The sequence below is a fragment of the Klebsiella sp. CSG-1 genome (genome assembly GCF_056521145.1).
Genome location: NZ_JBWNLD010000018.1, coordinates 25,790 through 42,781, shown reverse-complemented (window position 1 = coordinate 42,781; position 16,992 = coordinate 25,790). Strand labels below are relative to the sequence as shown.

Sequence of the window (16,992 nt, the reverse complement as noted above, 5' to 3'; positions counted from 1 at the left end):
GGTTTTTGTTGAAATACTGAAATCCTCCGTACTATTGTACGACGGGTTTTTGAACATCAGGCGATATGTCTTGTACCTCTATATTGAGACACTGAAACAGAGACTGGATGCCATCAACCAACTGCGCGTGGATCGCGCGCTTGCTGCCATGGGACCCGCTTTCCAGCAGGTTTACAGTCTACTGCCGACATTACTACATTATCATCACCCGTTGATGCCGGGTTACCTTGACGGTAACGTTCCCCGCGGCATTTGCCTCTACACGCCTGATGAAACCCAACGCCACTACCTCGACGAGTTAGAACTGCACCGCGGCATGCTGGCGCAGGAGCCGCCGAAAGGCGAACTGCCGATAACCGGCGTCTACTCGATGGGCAGTACCTCCTCCGTAGGCCAAAGCTGCTCTTCCGACCTCGATATCTGGGTTTGTCATCAGGCATGGCTTGATACCGAAGAGCGCCAGCTGCTGCAGCGCAAATGTAGCCTGTTGGAAAGCTGGGCGGCATCGCTGGGCGTTGAGGTCAGCTTCTTCCTGATTGACGAAAACCGCTTCCGCCATAACGAAAGCGGCAGCCTGGGTGGCGAAGACTGCGGGTCGACGCAGCATATCCTGCTGCTGGATGAGTTCTACCGCACCGCCGTGCGCCTCGCCGGGAAACGTATTCTGTGGAATATGGTGCCGTGCGACGAAGAGGATCATTACGACGATTACGTGATGGGGCTCTATGCGCAAGGTGTACTGACGCCAAATGAGTGGCTCGATCTGGGCGGCCTGAGCTCGCTGTCGGCGGAAGAGTATTTCGGCGCCAGCCTGTGGCAGCTCTATAAAAGTATCGATTCACCGTATAAAGCGGTGCTGAAAACGCTGCTGCTGGAAGCCTACTCCTGGGAGTACCCGAACAACCGCCTGCTGGCGAAAGACATTAAACAGCGTCTGCACGACGGAGAAATCGTCTCGTTTGGGCTCGATCCTTACTGCATGATGCTGGAACGCGTGACCGCCTATCTGCAGGCCATTGAAGACGACACGCGTCTCGATCTGGTGCGCCGCTGTTTCTATCTGAAAGTGTGCGAAAAACTCAGCCGCGAGCGCGCCTGCGTAGGCTGGCGTCGTGAAGTGGTGAGCCACCTGGTGCAAGAGTGGGGCTGGGATGAAAAGCGTCTGATGATGCTGGACAACCGGGCTAACTGGAAGATCGACGAAGTACGCAAAGCGCACAACGAGCTGCTGGATGCGATGATGCAAAGCTATCGCAACCTGATCCGCTTTGCGCGGCGTAACAACCTCAGCGTGTCCGCCAGTCCGCAGGATATCGGCGTACTGACCCGTAAGCTGTATGCGGCGTTTGAAGCGCTGCCGGGCAAAGTGACGCTGGTGAACCCGCAAATCTCTCCGGATCTCTCCGAGCCGAATCTGACCTTCATCCACGTGCCTCCTGGCCGTGCCAACCGTACCGGTTGGTATGTGTACAACCGTGCGCCGGATATGGAATCGATCATCAGCCATCAGCCGCTGGAATATAACCGTTATCTTAATAAGCTGGTGGCATGGGCCTGGTTTAACGGCCTGCTGACGTCACGCACTCGCCTGTTTATTAAGGGCAACGGTATCGTCGATCTGGCGAAGCTTCAGGAGATGGTCGCCGACGTTTCGCACCATTTCCCGCTGCGTCTGCCGTCGCCAACGCCCAAAGCGCTGTATAGCCCCTGCGAAATCCGCCACCTGGCGATTATCGTCAACCTCGAATATGACCCGACGGCGGCGTTCCGCAATCAGGTCGTGCATTTTGATTTCCGTAAACTGGATGTCTTCAGCTTTGGCGAAGAGCAGAAGTGCTTAATCGGTAGCGTCGATCTGCTGTACCGCAACTCGTGGAACGAAGTGCGCACCCTGCACTTTAACGGCGAGCAGGCGATGATCGAAGCGCTGAAAACCATTCTCGGTAAAATGCATCAGGATGCTGCGCCGCCGGATAGCGTTGAAGTGTTCTGCTACAGTCAGCATCTGCGCGGTCTCATCCGCACCCGCGTGCAGCAGATGGTGTCCGAGTGCATTGAGCTGCGCCTTTCCAGTACCCGTCAGGATACCGGGCGCTTTAAGGCGCTGCGCGTTTCCGGGCAGACCTGGGGACTGTTTTTCGAACGTCTTAACGTGTCGGTGCAGAAGCTGGAGAACGCCATTGAATTCTACGGCGCTATCTCGCATAACAAGCTGCACGGCCTGTCGGTTCAGGTGGAAACCAACCATGTTAAGCTACCGGCGGTAGTGGATGGATTTGCCAGCGAAGGGATTATTCAGTTCTTCTTTGAAGAGGCGGATAACGAGAGCGGATTTAATATCTATATTCTCGACGAGAGCAACCGCGCCGAGGTTTATCATCACTGTGAAGGCAGTAAAGAGGAGCTGGTGCGTGACGTGAGCCGCTTCTACTCTTCATCCCACGATCGTTTCACCTACGGCTCCAGTTTTATCAACTTCAACCTGCCGCAGTTCTATCAGATCGTTGACGTTGACGGTCGACCTCAGGTGATTCCGTTCCGCAGCCAGGCGATCGGGGCGGCTGCCGCGCCGGTGAGCCAGGATGCCGTGGCGTCGCCCATGCTGCAGCAGCACTATTCCTGATCGACATTGCTGAGTCACCATTTCCCCGGCGACGTTGTGTTTTCGCCGGGGTTTTGCTTTCCCGATGACGATGAAAGCGCTGGCTTAGCGAAAACTCACGGCTTCGCCGGCCTGCTGAGTCGCCGCCTGCTCCAGCAGATCCCAGAAGGTTTCACCGCTGCGGTCGCACACCCACTCATCACCTTTAAGATCAAAATGGTAGCCGCCTTGCTTTGTCGCCAGCCACACCTGATGCAGAGGCTCCTGACGGTTGATAATAATTTTGCTGCCGTTCTCAAAACTGAGGGTCAGCACGCCGCCGTTGATCTCACAGTCGATATCGCTATCGCCGTCCCGCTCGTCCAGATGTTCTTCGATGGTCATCCACAGGCTGTCAGCCAGGCGATGGAATTCACTGTCGTTCATGGTTCTACCCTGCTTTTTTGAAGATGGCGGCAGTATAGCGCGAAACAAAAGCGCGCGCAGTCGGATGCTAAACGCTTGCTTTTACGTCTTCTCCTGCGATGATAGAAAGCAGAAAGAGTGAATCACGGGCAACTATCAATGAAAAACGTTTTTCCAACGCTTGCCGTTTTATTGGCGATCTTCAGCCTGACCGGCTGTGGTCTGAAGGGACCGCTTTATTTCCCTCCGGCAGAAAAGACGGCGGCTCCGCCGACCAAACCGGTCAATAGCGGTATCCAGAGCTCGGCGCCAGATCGTAACGATCGCGGCGATAGCGGCGGCCCGACCCAGGTAAACTATTAACGATAACGTTCTGTTCCGCGCGACTGGAGTAGATGATGCAGTTCTCTAAAATGCATGGCCTTGGCAACGATTTTATGGTCGTTGACGCGGTAACGCAGAATGTTTTTTTCTCACCGGAGCTGATTCGCCGCCTGGCGGATCGGCATCTGGGCGTCGGTTTCGATCAGCTGCTGGTTGTTGAGCCGCCTTACGATCCGGATCTGGATTTCCATTATCGTATCTTCAACGCCGACGGCAGCGAAGTGTCGCAGTGCGGTAACGGCGCGCGCTGCTTTGCCCGCTTTGTCCGCTTGAAAGGCCTGACCAATAAACGTGACATCCGCGTGAGCACGGCAAACGGCCGTATGGTATTAAGCGTAACGGAAGACGATTTGGTGCGCGTCAACATGGGGGAGCCGAACTTCGAGCCCTCTCAGGTGCCCTTCCGCGCCAACAAAGCGGAAAAGACCTATATTATGCGCGCCGCCGAGCAGACAGTATTGTGCGGCGTGGTCTCGATGGGGAACCCGCACTGCGTCATTCAGGTCGATAATGTGGAAACCGCCGCGGTGGAAACCCTCGGCCCGGTGATGGAAAGCCACGAACGCTTCCCGGAGCGCGCCAACATCGGTTTTATGCAGGTGGTCGAGCGCGATCGCATTCGTCTGCGTGTTTATGAGCGCGGCGCAGGTGAAACTCAGGCCTGCGGCAGCGGTGCCTGTGCGGCGGTAGCGGTTGGTATCCAACAGGGACTGCTGGCCGAAGAAGTACGCGTGGAATTACCAGGCGGGCGTCTTGATATCGCCTGGAAAGGCCCGGGCCAACCGTTGTTTATGACTGGCCCGGCGGCACATGTCTACGACGGATTTATTCACTTATGAAACAAGTCGGGGAAGAACAGCAGGAAATCACCGGCGCGCTGAACGACCGCGCGGTGGTGGACTATCTGTTGCAACATCCTGAATTTTTTATTCGTAATGCTGCACTGGTCGAGCACATGCGCGTTCCGCATCCGGTACGCGGCTCGATCTCGCTGGTGGAATGGCACATGGTGCGGGCACGTAACCATATCAACGTGCTGGAAGAGAACATGATGCTGCTGATGGAGCAGGCCACGGCGAATGAGAGCCTGTTCCAGCGTCTGCTGCATCTGCAGACGCGGCTGGCGGCGGCGGAAAGCCTTGATGAGATGCTCAATCGCTTTCACCGCTGGGCGCGCGAAATAGGGCTGGCGGGGGCGACGGTGCGTCTGTTTCCCGATAGCTGGCGGTTGGGCGCGCCGTCAAAATTCACCCATCTGGCGCTAAGCCGGCAGGCATTTGAGCCTATCCGCATTCAGCGTCTTGGGCAGGCTCGTCATTATCTCGGGCCGCTGCACGGACCTGAACTGCTGGTGGTACTGCCGGAAGCGAAAGCTATTGGCTCGGTGGCGATGTCGCTGCTGGGCGGCGATGATGCCCCTGGCGTGATGCTTTTCAGCAGTCGCGATGCCCAGCATTATCAACAAGGTCAGGGAACGCAGCTGCTGCAGGAAATTGCGTTAATGCTGCCGGGTCTGTTGGAGCGCTGGGTTGAACGCGCATGACCGACTCTCCCTTATTCACCGCCGTTGAGCGCTTTCTACGCTATCTGGGCGTGGAGCGTCAGCTGAGCCCGATCACGCTACTGAACTACCGGCGTCAGCTTGATGCGCTGATGGCGCTCGCGGAACAGGCGGGGCTCAAAAGCTGGCAGCAGTGCGATGCCGCTCAGGTTCGTGGCCTGGCGGTCCGTAGCCGTAAACAGGGGCTGGGGCCGGCAAGCCTTGCGCTGCGGCTTTCCGCGTTGCGCAGTTTCTTTGACTGGCTGGTGGCGCAGGGCGAGCTGGCGGCGAACCCGGCGAAAGGTATCTCCGCCCCAAAAATTCCCCGTCACTTACCGAAAAATATTGATGTCGATGACGTCAACCGGCTGCTGGATATCGATCTTAACGATCCGCTGGCGGTGCGCGACCGGGCGATGCTGGAGGTAATGTATGGCGCGGGTCTGCGTCTCTCCGAGCTGGTCAATCTTGATATTCAACACCTCGATCTGGAATCCGGGGAGGTGTGGGTGATGGGCAAAGGAAGCAAAGAACGCCGCCTGCCGATTGGGCGCAGCGCGGTGGCGTGGATCGAACACTGGCTCGATTTACGCGGTCTGTTTGGCACGGATGACGCTGCGCTGTTTTTATCTAAACTGGGGAAACGTATTTCCGCGCGTAATGTGCAGAAGCGCTTTGCCGAATGGGGCATTAAGCAGGGGCTGAATAGCCACGTGCATCCGCATAAACTGCGCCACTCCTTTGCCACCCATATGCTGGAGTCGAGCGGCGATCTGCGCGGCGTACAGGAGCTGCTGGGTCATGCCAATCTCTCGACCACCCAAATCTATACCCATCTTGATTTTCAACACCTTGCCTCGGTGTATGATGCGGCGCATCCGCGCGCCAAACGGGGGAAATAATGCGTTTTTACCGACCGCTGGGCCAAATTTCTGCACTGACGTTTGACCTGGACGATACCCTTTACGACAACCGCCCGGTCATCGACCGGACGCTGCAGGAGTCGCTGGCCTTTGTGCGCGGCTACCATCCGTCACTGAGCCAGTTTGATGCCAACGAGCTGCAGCGGCTGCGCCAGACGCTGCTGGAGAGCGAGCCCGAGATTTACCACGACGTCACCGAGTGGCGCCGCCGCGCGCTGGTGCTGGGGATGACGAATGCCGGACTCTCTGCCGGGCAGGCTGCCAAGGGCGCGGATGCGGCAATGGCGAATTTTGCCCACTGGCGTAGTTTGATCGACGTGCCGCAGGAAACTCACGATACGCTGGCCGCGCTGGCGGAGAAATGGCCGCTGGTGGCGGTGACCAACGGCAACGCGCAGCCCGAACTCTTTGGTTTGAGCGACTATTTCCGTTTTGTTCTGCGTGCTGGTCCGGACGGGCGATCGAAACCCTTTGCTGATATGTACCATCTGGCGGCGGAGCGTCTTGATTTGCCGCTGGATCAGATACTCCACGTGGGGGATGATCTGACCACCGATGTTGCGGGCGCTATTCGCTGCGGCATGCAGGCCTGCTGGATCAAGCCGCAGGGGGCCGATCTGATGCGCGCGACCGACAGCCGCCTGCTGCCACACATTGAAATTTCACGGTTGGCATCTCTGACCTCGCTGATATAATCACCACTAGTTCTGTATATATTAACAGTATGCCCGGTAGACGATGCGTTGCCGGGCAGCTCATTTCCGGCGGTGCCAATGGACGTTTCTTACCTGCTCGACAGCCTCAATGATAAACAGCGTGAAGCCGTAGCCGCTTCACGCACCAATATGCTGGTTCTGGCGGGAGCGGGCAGCGGTAAGACGCGCGTTCTGGTACACCGTATTGCCTGGCTGCTGAGCGTAGAAAACTGCTCGCCGTATTCCATCATGGCGGTGACCTTTACCAACAAAGCGGCGGCGGAGATGCGCCATCGTATCGGCCAGCTGATGGGGACGACCCAGGGCGGCATGTGGGTCGGCACCTTCCATGGGCTGGCGCATCGCCTGCTGCGGGCCCACCATCTGGACGCAAACCTGCCGCAGGATTTTCAGATCCTCGATAGCGAAGATCAGCTGCGCCTGCTGAAGCGCCTGATTAAAGCCATGAACCTCGACGAGAAGCAGTGGCCGCCGCGTCAGGCGATGTGGTACATCAACAGCCAGAAAGACGAAGGGCTGCGCCCGCATCATATTCAGAGTTACGGCAACCCGGTGGAACAGACCTGGCAGAAGGTTTATCAGGCCTATCAGGAAGCCTGCGATCGCGCTGGTCTGGTGGACTTTGCCGAGCTGCTGCTGCGTGCGCACGAGCTGTGGCTCAATAAACCGCATATTCTCCAGCACTACCGCGAACGCTTCACCAATATCCTGGTGGATGAGTTTCAGGATACCAACAACATTCAGTACGCGTGGATCCGCCTGCTGGCGGGCGATAGCGGCAAAGTGATGATCGTAGGGGATGATGACCAGTCGATCTACGGCTGGCGCGGCGCCCAGGTTGAGAATATTCAGCGTTTTCTCACCGATTTCCCCGGCGCGCAGACCATCCGCCTCGAGCAGAACTACCGCTCGACCAGCAATATCCTGAGCGCCGCTAACGCCCTGATTGAAAACAACAGCGGGCGTCTGGGTAAGAAACTGTGGACCGACGGCGCCGACGGCGAACCGATCTCCCTCTATTGCGCGTTTAACGATCTCGATGAAGCGCGCTTTGTCGTCAACCGTATCAAAACCTGGCAGGAGAACGGCGGGGCGCTTGAGCAGTGCGCCATTCTCTACCGCAGCAACGCCCAGTCGCGCGTGCTGGAAGAGGCGCTGCTGCAGGCCAGCATGCCGTACCGTATCTATGGCGGCATGCGCTTCTTCGAACGCCAGGAGATCAAAGATGCGCTCTCCTATCTGCGTCTGATTGCCAACCGTAACGACGATGCGGCGTTTGAGCGCGTGGTGAATACGCCCACCCGCGGTATCGGCGACCGCACGCTGGACGTGGTGCGCCAGACCTCGCGCGACCGTCAGCTAACGCTGTGGCAGGCTTGTCGCGAGCTGTTAAAAGATAAAGCCCTCGCCGGGCGCGCCGCCAGCGCGCTGCAACGCTTTATGGAGCTGATTGACGCCCTGGCGCAGGAGACGGCGGATATGCCGCTGCACGTGCAGACCGACCGGGTGATTAACGATTCCGGCCTGCGGATGATGTACGAGCAGGAAAAGGGCGAGAAAGGCCAGACGCGAATCGAAAACTTAGAGGAGCTGGTGACGGCAACGCGCCAGTTCAGCTACAACGATGAAGATGAGGATTTAATGCCGCTGCAGGCCTTCCTCTCTCACGCCGCGCTGGAGGCGGGGGAAGGGCAGGCGGATACCTGGCAGGATGCGGTGCAGCTGATGACGCTGCACTCGGCGAAAGGTCTGGAGTTTCCGCAGGTGTTTATCGTTGGCGTGGAAGAGGGAATGTTCCCGAGCCAGATGGCGCTGGATGAAGGCGGCCGGCTGGAAGAGGAGCGTCGCCTGGCTTACGTCGGCGTGACGCGCGCGATGCAGAAACTGACTCTCACCTATGCAGAAACCCGCCGTCTGTACGGCAAAGAGGTTTACCATCGCCCGTCGCGCTTTATCGGCGAGCTGCCGGAAGCCTGTGTAGAAGAGGTACGCCTGCGCGCAACGGTGAGTCGTCCGGTCAGCCATCAGCGGATGGGGACGCCGATGGCGGAAAACGATACCGGTTATAAACTGGGCCAGCGCGTACGCCATCCGAAGTTTGGCGAAGGCACCATCGTGAATCTGGAAGGCAGCGGCGAGCATAGCCGTTTGCAGGTCGCCTTCCAGGGGCAAGGTATTAAATGGTTAGTGGCGGCCTATGCCCGGCTGGAAACAGTGTAACAGTAAGAAAAATATCGTTTTTTTGTAATAATCTGCTAGCCTTATATGCTAAAGGGCAGGATTTGCTCTTTAGCGTTCCGTTGCGTGTTGACGCCGTTTTTGTGCTGGCGTAACATGCGCGCACGATTACGCTAAGAGGACATTCGCCTTGGACACACCCAGTAGATGCTGGCTCAACTTCCTGTCCGTCAGGAACAACTCCTAAGGCTATCCTCTTATGCTGATAGCCTTAGCGGTTGTCAGCGACCCGTCATACCCGTCGCTCTGAGTCAGGCTTAATGGTCTGAAACCCAAATTGTTTCTGTGTGCCCACCGAACTGTCCGATAATTTTTTTGCATTGGGAGTCCCGGTCATGCTGAGCGCATTTCAACTGGAAAATAATCGTTTAACACGCCTGGAAGCTGATGAGATCAAACATCTCGCCAGTTCGGTGTGGGTCGATCTGGTCGAGCCCGACGACGAAGAACGAAGCCGCGTGCAGACGGAATTGGGTCAGAACCTGGCAACGCGCCCGGAACTGGAAGATATCGAAGCATCGGCGCGTTTCTTCGAAGATGAAGACGGTTTACACATTCACTCTTTTTTCTTTTTTGAAGATGCAGAGGATCACGCCGGTAACTCCACCGTGGCATTTACGATTCGTGAAGGGCGCCTGTTTACTCTGCGCGAACGTGAATTGCCGGCATTTCGCCTCTATCGCATGCGCGTTCGCAACCAGTTAATGGTTGATGGCAACGCCTATGAACTGCTGCTGGATCTGTTCGAAACCAAAATCGAACAGCTGGCGGATGAAATCGAAAATATCTATAGCGACCTGGAAAAACTCAGCCGCGTGATTATGGAAGGTCGTCAGGGCGATGAGTACGACGATGCGCTCTCAACGCTTGCCGAGCAGGAAGATATTGGCTGGAAGGTCCGTCTGTGTCTGATGGATACCCAGCGCGCTCTGAACTTCCTGGTACGCAAGGCGCGTTTACCTGCGGGACAGCTGGAGCAGGCGCGCGAAATCCTGCGAGATATCGAATCCCTGCTGCCACATAACGAATCGCTGTTCCAGAAGGTCAACTTCCTGATGCAGGCGGCGATGGGCTTTATCAACATCGAGCAGAACCGCATCATCAAGATCTTCTCGGTGGTTTCCGTGGTCTTTCTGCCGCCTACGCTGGTGGCTTCCAGCTACGGGATGAACTTTGAGTTTATGCCGGAGCTGCACTGGAGCTTTGGCTATCCCGGCGCGATCGTCTTTATGATGCTCGCCGGCCTGGCGCCGTATCTCTACTTCAAGCGTAAAAACTGGCTGTAGGGGATAAGCACCCGGATAGCGGCGCTGCCGCCTTATCCGGGCAGGATATCCGCGTCGGCTATCCTCTGCGTTGCCGGCGCTGGGTATACAGCGCATCGACGATAAAGACCGCCAGCGCCACCCAGATAAAGGCGAAGGTCACCATCTTATCTGCCCCCGGAACTTCGCCGTAAAAGATCACCGCCAGCAGGAACATCAGCGTCGGGCCGATATACTGGAAGAATCCCAGGGTGGAGAGCCGCAGACGGGTTGCCGCGCCGGTAAAGCACAGCAGGGGAATCGTGGTGACAACGCCCGCCGCCATCAGCAGCAGATTCAGCGACCACGGGTTCTCTCCCATATGGCTGGTTGGGCTATCGGCGATGGCAAACAGGTAGACGGCGGCGACCGGCAGGAGCCACAGGGTTTCGACTAACATCCCGGTTTGTGCATCCACGGCGATCTTTTTACGCAGCAGCCCGTAAAAGGCAAAGCTGAAGGCCAGCCCAAGGCCGATAACCGGCAGCGAACCAAAGGTCCACAGCTGTACCAGCACACCGCACACGGCCAGCAGCACCGCCACCCACTGCATGCGGCGAAAACGCTCGCCGAGGAAAATCATCCCCAGCACAATATTCACCAGCGGGTTAATGAAGTAGCCGAGACTGGCCTCCAGCATATGGTGGTTATTCACCGCCCAGATGAAGAGCAGCCAGTTGCCGCCAATCAGCACTGCCGACAGCGCCAGCAGGAAAATCTTGCGCGGCATATGCAGCAGTTTTTTCACCTGCGGCCACTGGTGGCTGAGGCTGATTAACGCCAGCATAAAAAAGAATGACCAGATCACGCGATGCGTCAGGATTTCATCGGCGGGAACATAGTAGATAAGTTTGAAGTAGGCAGGTGCGATGCCCCAGATAAAATAGGCGGCAAGAGCCAGTATAACCCCCAGCCGCGTTTGTTTTGCATCCATCGGTAAAATCCGTTACGCCAAAACAACGATGTTACTTTATTTACCGCGATCAACCCACCATATACGTCGCCGTGGCGCTGGCGATATAGACCTGCTCTTCGTTATGCAACTCCACGCGGGCGACCGCGACCTTATTCCCGGCGCGTAGCAGGCTGCTGGTGGCGGTAAAGTGCTCGCCGCGTCCGGGGCGCAGATAGTCGACGCGCAGATCGATGGTTCCCATGCGCGACAGACGCTGGCGTAGCTCTTCTTCGGTGATGGTGTTATGGCGGGTCAGCGTACTGCCTACGCACACCAGCCCGGCGGCGACGTCCAGCGCGGAGGCAATCACTCCGCCGTGCAGAATGCTCTGCGCCCAGTTACCGACCATCATCGGCTGATTTTTGAAGCTAAGTTGGGCAAACTCTTTTTCATAACGCTCCAGCTTCAATCCTAAGGCGCGATTAAACGGCATATGGTAAACAAAGATTTCGCCCACCAGCTTAAGGACGGCGTCGGCAGTGAGTTCAGACATGACAATTGTATCCATTCGTTAATAAAATGTTGATTTTATGCTTCTGAAACGGCGATTGCCACTTTCAGAGCGGATAACCGGGCAGGATGGCGGTAAACAGGTAGAATGGATGCGGGATAAAACAGAAATAAAAATCACTCATTCAGGAGAACAGTAATGCGTATCTCTTTGGCCTGGCTGTTAGCGCTGAGCGCGCTTCCGGCCGGCGTTTTGGCGCAGGATGCGCCGGTTAGTCCGCCGGTTCATGATAAACCGGCGGTGCGCGGTAGCATTATCGCGAACCTGTTGCAGGACCATGATAATCCTTTCTTGCTGTATCCCTATGAGAGCAACTACCTGCTCTATACGTGGAGTAGCGACATCAACAAGGAAGCGATCTCCAGCTATGACTGGGCGGAAAATGCCCGCAAAGATGAAGTCAAATTCCAGCTCAGTCTGGCATTTCCGCTGTGGCGAGGGATCCTCGGCGAGAACTCGCTGCTCGGGGCATCCTATACGCAGAAGTCCTGGTGGCAGCTCTCCAACAGCAAAGAGTCCGCACCGTTTCGTGAAACCAACTATGAACCGCAGCTGTTTTTGGGATTTGCTACGGATTATCAGCTTGCCGGCTGGACGTTGCGTGATGTCGAAATGGGTTACAACCACGATTCGAACGGTCGCTCGGATCCCACTTCCCGCAGCTGGAACCGCCTGTATGCCCGCCTGATGGCGCAAAATGGCAACTGGCTGGTGGAGGTGAAACCCTGGTATGTGGTCGGCAGCACCAACGATAACCCGGATATCACCAAATATATGGGCTATTACCGCCTGAAGGTGGGGTATCAGTTAGGTGAGGCGATCCTCAGCGCCCAGGGGCAATATAACTGGAACACCGGTTACGGCGGTGCGGAGCTCGGCGTCAGCTATCCGATTACCCGCCATGTGCGCTTCTACACCCAGGTTTACAGCGGTTATGGCGAGTCGCTTATCGATTATAACTTTAACCAGACCCGCGTCGGCGTCGGCGTGACGCTTAACGATCTGTTTTAATCGTTGCACTCTGGCTCACTGGCGCTGAAAATAGCGCCTGTTTTCTTTTCAGGCAGACGGGGTCAACGTGGCGCAGGCGGAAGTATTGAATCAAACATTGCTGGCAAAGCAGGTTTTACAGGAAACCTTCGGCTACCAGCAGTTTCGCCCGGGCCAGGAAAGCATTATCGACACGGCGTTGGGCGGGCGTGACTGCCTGGTCGTCATGCCGACCGGCGGCGGCAAATCGCTGTGCTACCAGGTGCCCGCGCTGGTGCTGGGCGGCCTGACGGTGGTGGTATCGCCGCTGATCTCGCTGATGAAAGATCAGGTCGACCAGCTGCTGGCGAACGGCGTGGCCGCCGCCTGTCTGAACTCGACCCAAAGCCGCGAGCAGCAGCAGGAAGTCATGGCCGGCTGTCGCAGCGGGCAGATTCGCCTGCTGTATATCGCCCCCGAGCGTTTGATGCTGGATAACTTCCTTGAGCATCTCAGCCACTGGAACCTGGCAATGGTGGCGGTGGATGAAGCGCACTGTATTTCCCAATGGGGTCATGATTTCCGGCCGGAATATGCCGCCCTGGGCCAGCTGCGCCAGCGTGTGCCGCAGATCCCGTTTATGGCGTTAACCGCCACCGCCGATGACACCACCCGCCGCGATATCGTTCGCCTGCTGGGGCTGAATGACCCGCTGATTCAGGTCAGCAGCTTCGATCGCCCGAACATCCGCTACATGCTGATGGAGAAGTTTAAACCGCTCGATCAGCTGATGCGCTACGTGCAGGACCAGCGCGGAAAATCGGGCATTATCTACTGCAACAGCCGTTCGAAAGTGGAAGATACCGCCGCACGCCTGCAAAGTCGCGGGATCAGCGCGGCGGCCTACCATGCCGGGCTGGAGAACGACGTGCGTGCGGATGTGCAGGAGAAATTTCAGCGCGACGATCTGCAAATCGTGGTGGCCACGGTCGCTTTCGGCATGGGGATCAATAAACCCAACGTCCGCTTCGTGGTGCACTTCGACATTCCACGCAATATTGAATCCTACTACCAGGAAACCGGTCGCGCCGGTCGTGATGGCCTGCCGGCGGAAGCGATGCTGTTTTACGATCCGGCCGATATGGCGTGGCTGCGTCGCTGTCTGGAGGAGAAACCTGCCGGGCCGCTGCAGGATATTGAGCGCCACAAGCTGAACGCGATGGGGGCGTTTGCCGAAGCGCAAACCTGCCGCCGTCTGGTGCTGCTCAACTATTTTGGCGAAGGGCGCCAGGAAGCATGCGGCAACTGCGATATCTGCCTCGATCCGCCGAAGCAGTACGACGGATTAATGGACGCGCGCAAAGCGCTGTCGACGATTTACCGCGTCAATCAGCGGTTTGGTATGGGCTACGTGGTTGAAGTGCTGCGCGGGGCCAACAATCAGCGCATTCGTGAAATGGCGCATGACAAGCTGCCGGTGTACGGCATCGGCCGCGAGCAGAGTCATGAACACTGGGTGAGCGTGATTCGCCAGCTGATTCACCTCGGTCTGGTGACGCAGAATATCGCGCAGCACTCGGCGCTGCAGCTAACCGAGGCAGCGCGTCCGGTGCTGCGCGGCGAGGTGCCGCTGCAGCTGGCGGTTCCGCGTATCGTGGCGCTGAAGCCGAAGGCGATGCAAAAATCCTTCGGCGGCAATTACGATCGCAAGCTGTTTGCCAAGCTGCGCAAACTGCGTAAAGCGATCGCCGATGAAGAGAATATCCCGCCGTACGTGGTGTTCAACGACGCGACGCTGATCGAAATGGCGGAGCAGTCGCCGATGACCGCCGGTGAGATGCTGAGCGTGAACGGCGTGGGCACGCGTAAACTTGAGCGTTTCGGGAAAGAGTTTATGGCGCTGATTCGGGCGCATATCGATGGTGAAGATGAGTAGTCAGCCGGGCAAAAAAGTGTCAGGATAGTTTCGGTCTTCACTATATTCCTGCGATCCAAATTGCCGATAGATTAGGGTGCAATCATGCTAATGCTTTTCCTCACCGTCGCGCTGGTGCATATCATTGCGCTGATGAGTCCTGGCCCGGACTTTTTCTTTGTTTCTCAGACCGCCGTGAGTCGTTCTCGTAAAGAGGCCATGATGGGCGTGCTGGGGATTACCTGTGGCGTCATGGTCTGGGCGGGCGTTGCGCTGCTTGGCCTGCACCTGATTATCGAAAAAATGGCCTGGCTGCACACCATTATCATGGTGGGCGGTGGACTGTACCTGTGCTGGATGGGTTATCAGATGCTGCGCGGGGCGCTGAAGAAAAGCGCCGTGGCGGCGCCGGAGCCGCAGGTCGAGCTGGCCCGCAGCGGCCGTAGCTTCCTGAAAGGGCTGCTGACCAACCTCGCTAACCCGAAGGCGATTATCTATTTTGGTTCCGTCTTCTCCCTGTTTGTCGGCGATAACGTTGGCACGGGCGAGCGCTGGGGGATTTTCCTGCTGATTGTTCTGGAAACGCTGGCCTGGTTTACCGTGGTCGCCAGCCTGTTCGCCCTACCGACGATGCGTCGCGGCTACCAGCGAATGGCAAAATGGATCGACGGCATTGCCGGCACGCTCTTTGCCGGCTTCGGCATTCATCTGATCATTTCGCGCTAAGCGCAGATTTTCCCGGTTTGCTTCAGGCAAACCGGGACTCTCCCGTCAGGCATGGCGTGCGGAAGCTAACAGCGCGCCTACCAGCATAAATAACGATCCGAAGACTTTGTTCAACGCCTTCATCTGTTTCGGTCCTTTAATCCATGCCGCAATACGCTGCGCCAGCGTCGCGTAGCCAATCATCACAATGATATCTACCGCAATAGTGGTGACGCCGAGAACCAGATACTGCATGACCTGCGGCTGATGCGGCACGATAAACTGCGGGAACAGCGCCGCCAGAAAGACAATGCTTTTCGGGTTGGTCAGGTTGACGAAGACCGCACGCTGGAACAGTTTTCCACGCGTTTGCGCCTTTGCCAGGGTATTGAGATTGAGCGATCCCGCCGCGCGCCATTGCTGAATACCCAGCCAGATAAGATACGCCGCCCCGGCCCACTTCAGCACCTCGAAGGCCAGCACCGAGCGGGAAAACAGCGTTCCCAGGCCGATACCAACAAGGACGATATGGATCGCCAGCCCGGTTTGTAATCCGGCAATCGAGGCGGCCGCGCCGCGGTAGCCGTGGTTGATCGAGGTTGTCATGGTATTAATAGCCCCGGAACCTGGCGACAGGCTGAGGATAATGGATGTCAGCAGATAGGCGAACCACCACTCGAACGTCATGAGAAACTCCCTGGTTGTCTGTTTTTATGCCACAATACGCTATTGCGTAAGCATTGTGTGATGCGCGCTAAAAAAACGATTTTCAGTGGTTAACAGGGGTGTAAGCCCGATGTTTCGGCAGCAAAAGGATTGGGATACACGAGAAAACGCGTTTGCGGCTTTTACGATGGGGCCACTCACCGATTTCTGGCATCAGCGGGAAGAGGCGGAATTCAGGGGCGTAGACGATGTCCCGGTCCGTTTTGTTCGCTTTTGCGCCAAAGATAACGATCGGCTCGTGGTCATCTGTCCGGGGCGTATTGAAAGCTACGTGAAATACGCCGAGCTGGCTTACGATCTGTTCCACAGCGGTTTCGACGTGATGATTATCGACCATCGCGGCCAGGGGCGTTCCGGGCGCATATTGACCGACAGCCATCGCGGCCACGTGGTGCGCTTTAGCGATTATGTCGACGATCTGGCGGCGCTCTGGCAGCAGGAAGTTGCCCCCGGCCACTGGCGAAAAAGGTTTATCCTCGCGCATTCGATGGGCGGGGCCATCGCGACGCTGTTTTTGCAGCGTCACCAGCAGCATTGCGACGCTATTGCGCTGTGCGCGCCCATGTTTGGTATCGTCATGCGTTTCCCGGACTGGATGGTGCGTCATATTCTCGACTGGGCTGAGGGCCATCAGCGCATTCGTGAAGAGTATGCGCTGGGTACCGGCCGCTGGCGGGCGCTGCCCTTTTCGGTCAACGTGCTGACGCACAGTCGCCAACGCTATCGCCGTAATCTGCGCTTCTATGCCGATGAACCACAGCTGCGCGTCGGCGGGCCAACCTACCACTGGGTGCGTGAGGGGATCCTCGCAGGCGAAGAGGCGCTGGCGGGCGTAGAGAAAGACACCACTCCCACACTGTTATTGCAGGCAGAAGAAGAACGCGTGGTTGATAACCGCATGCACGAGCGCTACTGCGAACTCCGTGCCGCGGCAGGTCGGCCCTGCGAAGGTAATAAGCCGCTTGTTATAGAAGGGGCATACCATGAGATCCTTTTTGAAAAGGACGCCATGCGCTCAGTCGCGCTGAATGCCATCGTCGATTTTTTCAGTCGACACAATGAATCCGACGAAAACGCTCGTCGCCCTGCTTAGAGGTTA

Annotated in this window: 17 protein-coding genes; 13 read left to right on the top strand and 4 right to left on the bottom strand. The window is 57.1% G+C overall.

The window, feature by feature from the left end; genetic code table 11:
* Positions 1–70 precede the first annotated feature (70 nt).
* Entirely contained in the window at positions 71–2,623 is a 2,553-nt protein-coding gene (gene cyaA / locus AC007G_RS26340; RefSeq protein WP_032690037.1) for a class I adenylate cyclase, read from the top strand.
* Positions 2,624–2,707: 84 nt separating this feature from the next.
* On the opposite strand, the gene cyaY is transcribed toward cyaA, so the two are convergent.
* Positions 2,708–3,028: an iron donor protein CyaY gene (gene cyaY / locus AC007G_RS26335; protein ID WP_032690036.1), complete on the bottom strand. Its 321-nt coding sequence runs from the start codon at positions 3,026–3,028 to the stop codon at positions 2,708–2,710.
* Positions 3,029–3,166: 138 nt separating this feature from the next.
* Here cyaY and lptM point away from each other — a divergent pair, with 138 nt between their 5' ends.
* The 8 genes from lptM to corA all read left to right on the top strand — a co-directional run bounded on the left by lptM (position 3,167) and on the right by corA (position 10,094).
* Positions 3,167–3,370, top strand: coding sequence for an LPS translocon maturation chaperone LptM (gene lptM / locus AC007G_RS26330; protein ID WP_015585402.1), 204 nt, complete (start codon positions 3,167–3,169; stop codon positions 3,368–3,370).
* Positions 3,371–3,405: 35 nt separating this feature from the next.
* On the top strand, positions 3,406–4,230 hold the full coding sequence (dapF, locus tag AC007G_RS26325) for a diaminopimelate epimerase (RefSeq protein WP_004869591.1): 825 nt from the start codon (positions 3,406–3,408) through the stop codon (positions 4,228–4,230).
* Positions 4,227–4,934: a DUF484 domain-containing protein gene (locus AC007G_RS26320; protein WP_004869595.1), complete on the top strand. Its 708-nt coding sequence runs from the start codon at positions 4,227–4,229 to the stop codon at positions 4,932–4,934. Before dapF ends, AC007G_RS26320 begins: the two co-directional genes overlap by 4 nt.
* Positions 4,931–5,833, top strand: a complete 903-nt coding sequence (gene xerC / locus AC007G_RS26315) for a tyrosine recombinase XerC (protein ID WP_032690035.1) — start codon at positions 4,931–4,933, stop codon at positions 5,831–5,833. Before AC007G_RS26320 ends, xerC begins: the two co-directional genes overlap by 4 nt.
* Entirely contained in the window at positions 5,833–6,549 is a 717-nt protein-coding gene (yigB, locus tag AC007G_RS26310) for a 5-amino-6-(5-phospho-D-ribitylamino)uracil phosphatase YigB (protein ID WP_142631091.1), read from the top strand. Before xerC ends, yigB begins: the two co-directional genes overlap by 1 nt.
* A gap of 78 nt (positions 6,550–6,627) precedes the next feature.
* Positions 6,628–8,790 carry a DNA helicase II gene (gene uvrD, locus AC007G_RS26305; protein ID WP_128320084.1) on the top strand — a complete coding sequence of 721 codons (2,163 nt, stop codon included), beginning with the start codon at positions 6,628–6,630 and terminating at the stop codon, positions 8,788–8,790.
* Positions 8,791–8,938: 148 nt separating this feature from the next.
* On the top strand, positions 8,939–8,995 hold the full coding sequence (ysgD, locus tag AC007G_RS26300) for a YsgD/CorL family protein (protein WP_350028775.1): 57 nt from the start codon (positions 8,939–8,941) through the stop codon (positions 8,993–8,995).
* Between the two features lie 148 nt (positions 8,996–9,143).
* Positions 9,144–10,094 carry a magnesium/cobalt transporter CorA gene (gene corA, locus AC007G_RS26295; RefSeq protein ID WP_004869610.1) on the top strand — a complete coding sequence of 317 codons (951 nt, stop codon included), beginning with the start codon at positions 9,144–9,146 and terminating at the stop codon, positions 10,092–10,094.
* 58 nt (positions 10,095–10,152) lie between these two features.
* Here the strand turns inward: corA and rarD are convergent, their stop codons facing one another.
* The gene (gene rarD / locus AC007G_RS26290; RefSeq protein ID WP_032690031.1) at positions 10,153–11,046 is read right to left on the bottom strand and encodes an EamA family transporter RarD; all 894 of its coding nucleotides are present in this window, start codon (positions 11,044–11,046) and stop codon (positions 10,153–10,155) included.
* A gap of 49 nt (positions 11,047–11,095) precedes the next feature.
* On the bottom strand, positions 11,096–11,560 hold the full coding sequence (gene yigI / locus AC007G_RS26285; RefSeq protein ID WP_032690030.1) for an acyl-CoA thioesterase YigI: 465 nt from the start codon (positions 11,558–11,560) through the stop codon (positions 11,096–11,098).
* 156 nt (positions 11,561–11,716) lie between these two features.
* Between yigI and pldA the strand changes: the two genes are divergently transcribed.
* The 3 genes from pldA to rhtC all read left to right on the top strand — a co-directional run bounded on the left by pldA (position 11,717) and on the right by rhtC (position 15,188).
* Positions 11,717–12,589, top strand: coding sequence for a phospholipase A (pldA, locus tag AC007G_RS26280; protein ID WP_032690029.1), 873 nt, complete (start codon positions 11,717–11,719; stop codon positions 12,587–12,589).
* A 67-nt stretch (positions 12,590–12,656) separates the two neighbouring features.
* A complete protein-coding gene (gene recQ, locus AC007G_RS26275; protein WP_032697953.1) occupies positions 12,657–14,483 on the top strand; it encodes an ATP-dependent DNA helicase RecQ in 1,827 nt (608 codons plus the stop codon).
* Between the two features lie 84 nt (positions 14,484–14,567).
* The gene (gene rhtC / locus AC007G_RS26270) at positions 14,568–15,188 is read left to right on the top strand and encodes a threonine export protein RhtC (protein ID WP_032690027.1); all 621 of its coding nucleotides are present in this window, start codon (positions 14,568–14,570) and stop codon (positions 15,186–15,188) included.
* Positions 15,189–15,233: 45 nt separating this feature from the next.
* Here rhtC and rhtB read toward each other — a convergent pair whose 3' ends face one another.
* On the bottom strand, positions 15,234–15,854 hold the full coding sequence (gene rhtB, locus AC007G_RS26265; protein ID WP_004869632.1) for a homoserine/homoserine lactone efflux protein: 621 nt from the start codon (positions 15,852–15,854) through the stop codon (positions 15,234–15,236).
* Positions 15,855–15,963: 109 nt separating this feature from the next.
* On the opposite strand from rhtB, the gene pldB reads away from it, so the two are divergent.
* Entirely contained in the window at positions 15,964–16,986 is a 1,023-nt protein-coding gene (gene pldB / locus AC007G_RS26260) for a lysophospholipase L2 (RefSeq protein ID WP_032690026.1), read from the top strand.
* The last annotated feature ends 6 nt before the right edge of the window (positions 16,987–16,992 follow it).

Excerpts from the sequence above, each read along its gene's own strand:
- lptM (WP_015585402.1), top strand. The coding sequence starts at position 3,167 with ATGAAAAACGTTTTTCCAACGCTTGCCGTTTTATTGGCGATCTTCAGC.
- pldA (WP_032690029.1), top strand. The coding sequence starts at position 11,717 with ATGCGTATCTCTTTGGCCTGGCTGTTAGCGCTGAGCGCGCTTCCGGCC.
- rhtC (WP_032690027.1), top strand. The coding sequence starts at position 14,568 with ATGCTAATGCTTTTCCTCACCGTCGCGCTGGTGCATATCATTGCGCTG.
- yigI (WP_032690030.1), bottom strand. The coding sequence starts at position 11,560 with ATGTCTGAACTCACTGCCGACGCCGTCCTTAAGCTGGTGGGCGAAATC.
- rarD (WP_032690031.1), bottom strand. The coding sequence starts at position 11,046 with ATGGATGCAAAACAAACGCGGCTGGGGGTTATACTGGCTCTTGCCGCC.
- corA (WP_004869610.1), top strand. The coding sequence starts at position 9,144 with ATGCTGAGCGCATTTCAACTGGAAAATAATCGTTTAACACGCCTGGAA.
- yigB (WP_142631091.1), top strand. The coding sequence starts at position 5,833 with ATGCGTTTTTACCGACCGCTGGGCCAAATTTCTGCACTGACGTTTGAC.
- AC007G_RS26320 (WP_004869595.1), top strand. The coding sequence starts at position 4,227 with ATGAAACAAGTCGGGGAAGAACAGCAGGAAATCACCGGCGCGCTGAAC.
- dapF (WP_004869591.1), top strand. The coding sequence starts at position 3,406 with ATGCAGTTCTCTAAAATGCATGGCCTTGGCAACGATTTTATGGTCGTT.
- pldB (WP_032690026.1), top strand. The coding sequence starts at position 15,964 with ATGTTTCGGCAGCAAAAGGATTGGGATACACGAGAAAACGCGTTTGCG.
- uvrD (WP_128320084.1), top strand. The coding sequence starts at position 6,628 with ATGGACGTTTCTTACCTGCTCGACAGCCTCAATGATAAACAGCGTGAA.
- cyaY (WP_032690036.1), bottom strand. The coding sequence starts at position 3,028 with ATGAACGACAGTGAATTCCATCGCCTGGCTGACAGCCTGTGGATGACC.
- xerC (WP_032690035.1), top strand. The coding sequence starts at position 4,931 with ATGACCGACTCTCCCTTATTCACCGCCGTTGAGCGCTTTCTACGCTAT.
- rhtB (WP_004869632.1), bottom strand. The coding sequence starts at position 15,854 with ATGACGTTCGAGTGGTGGTTCGCCTATCTGCTGACATCCATTATCCTC.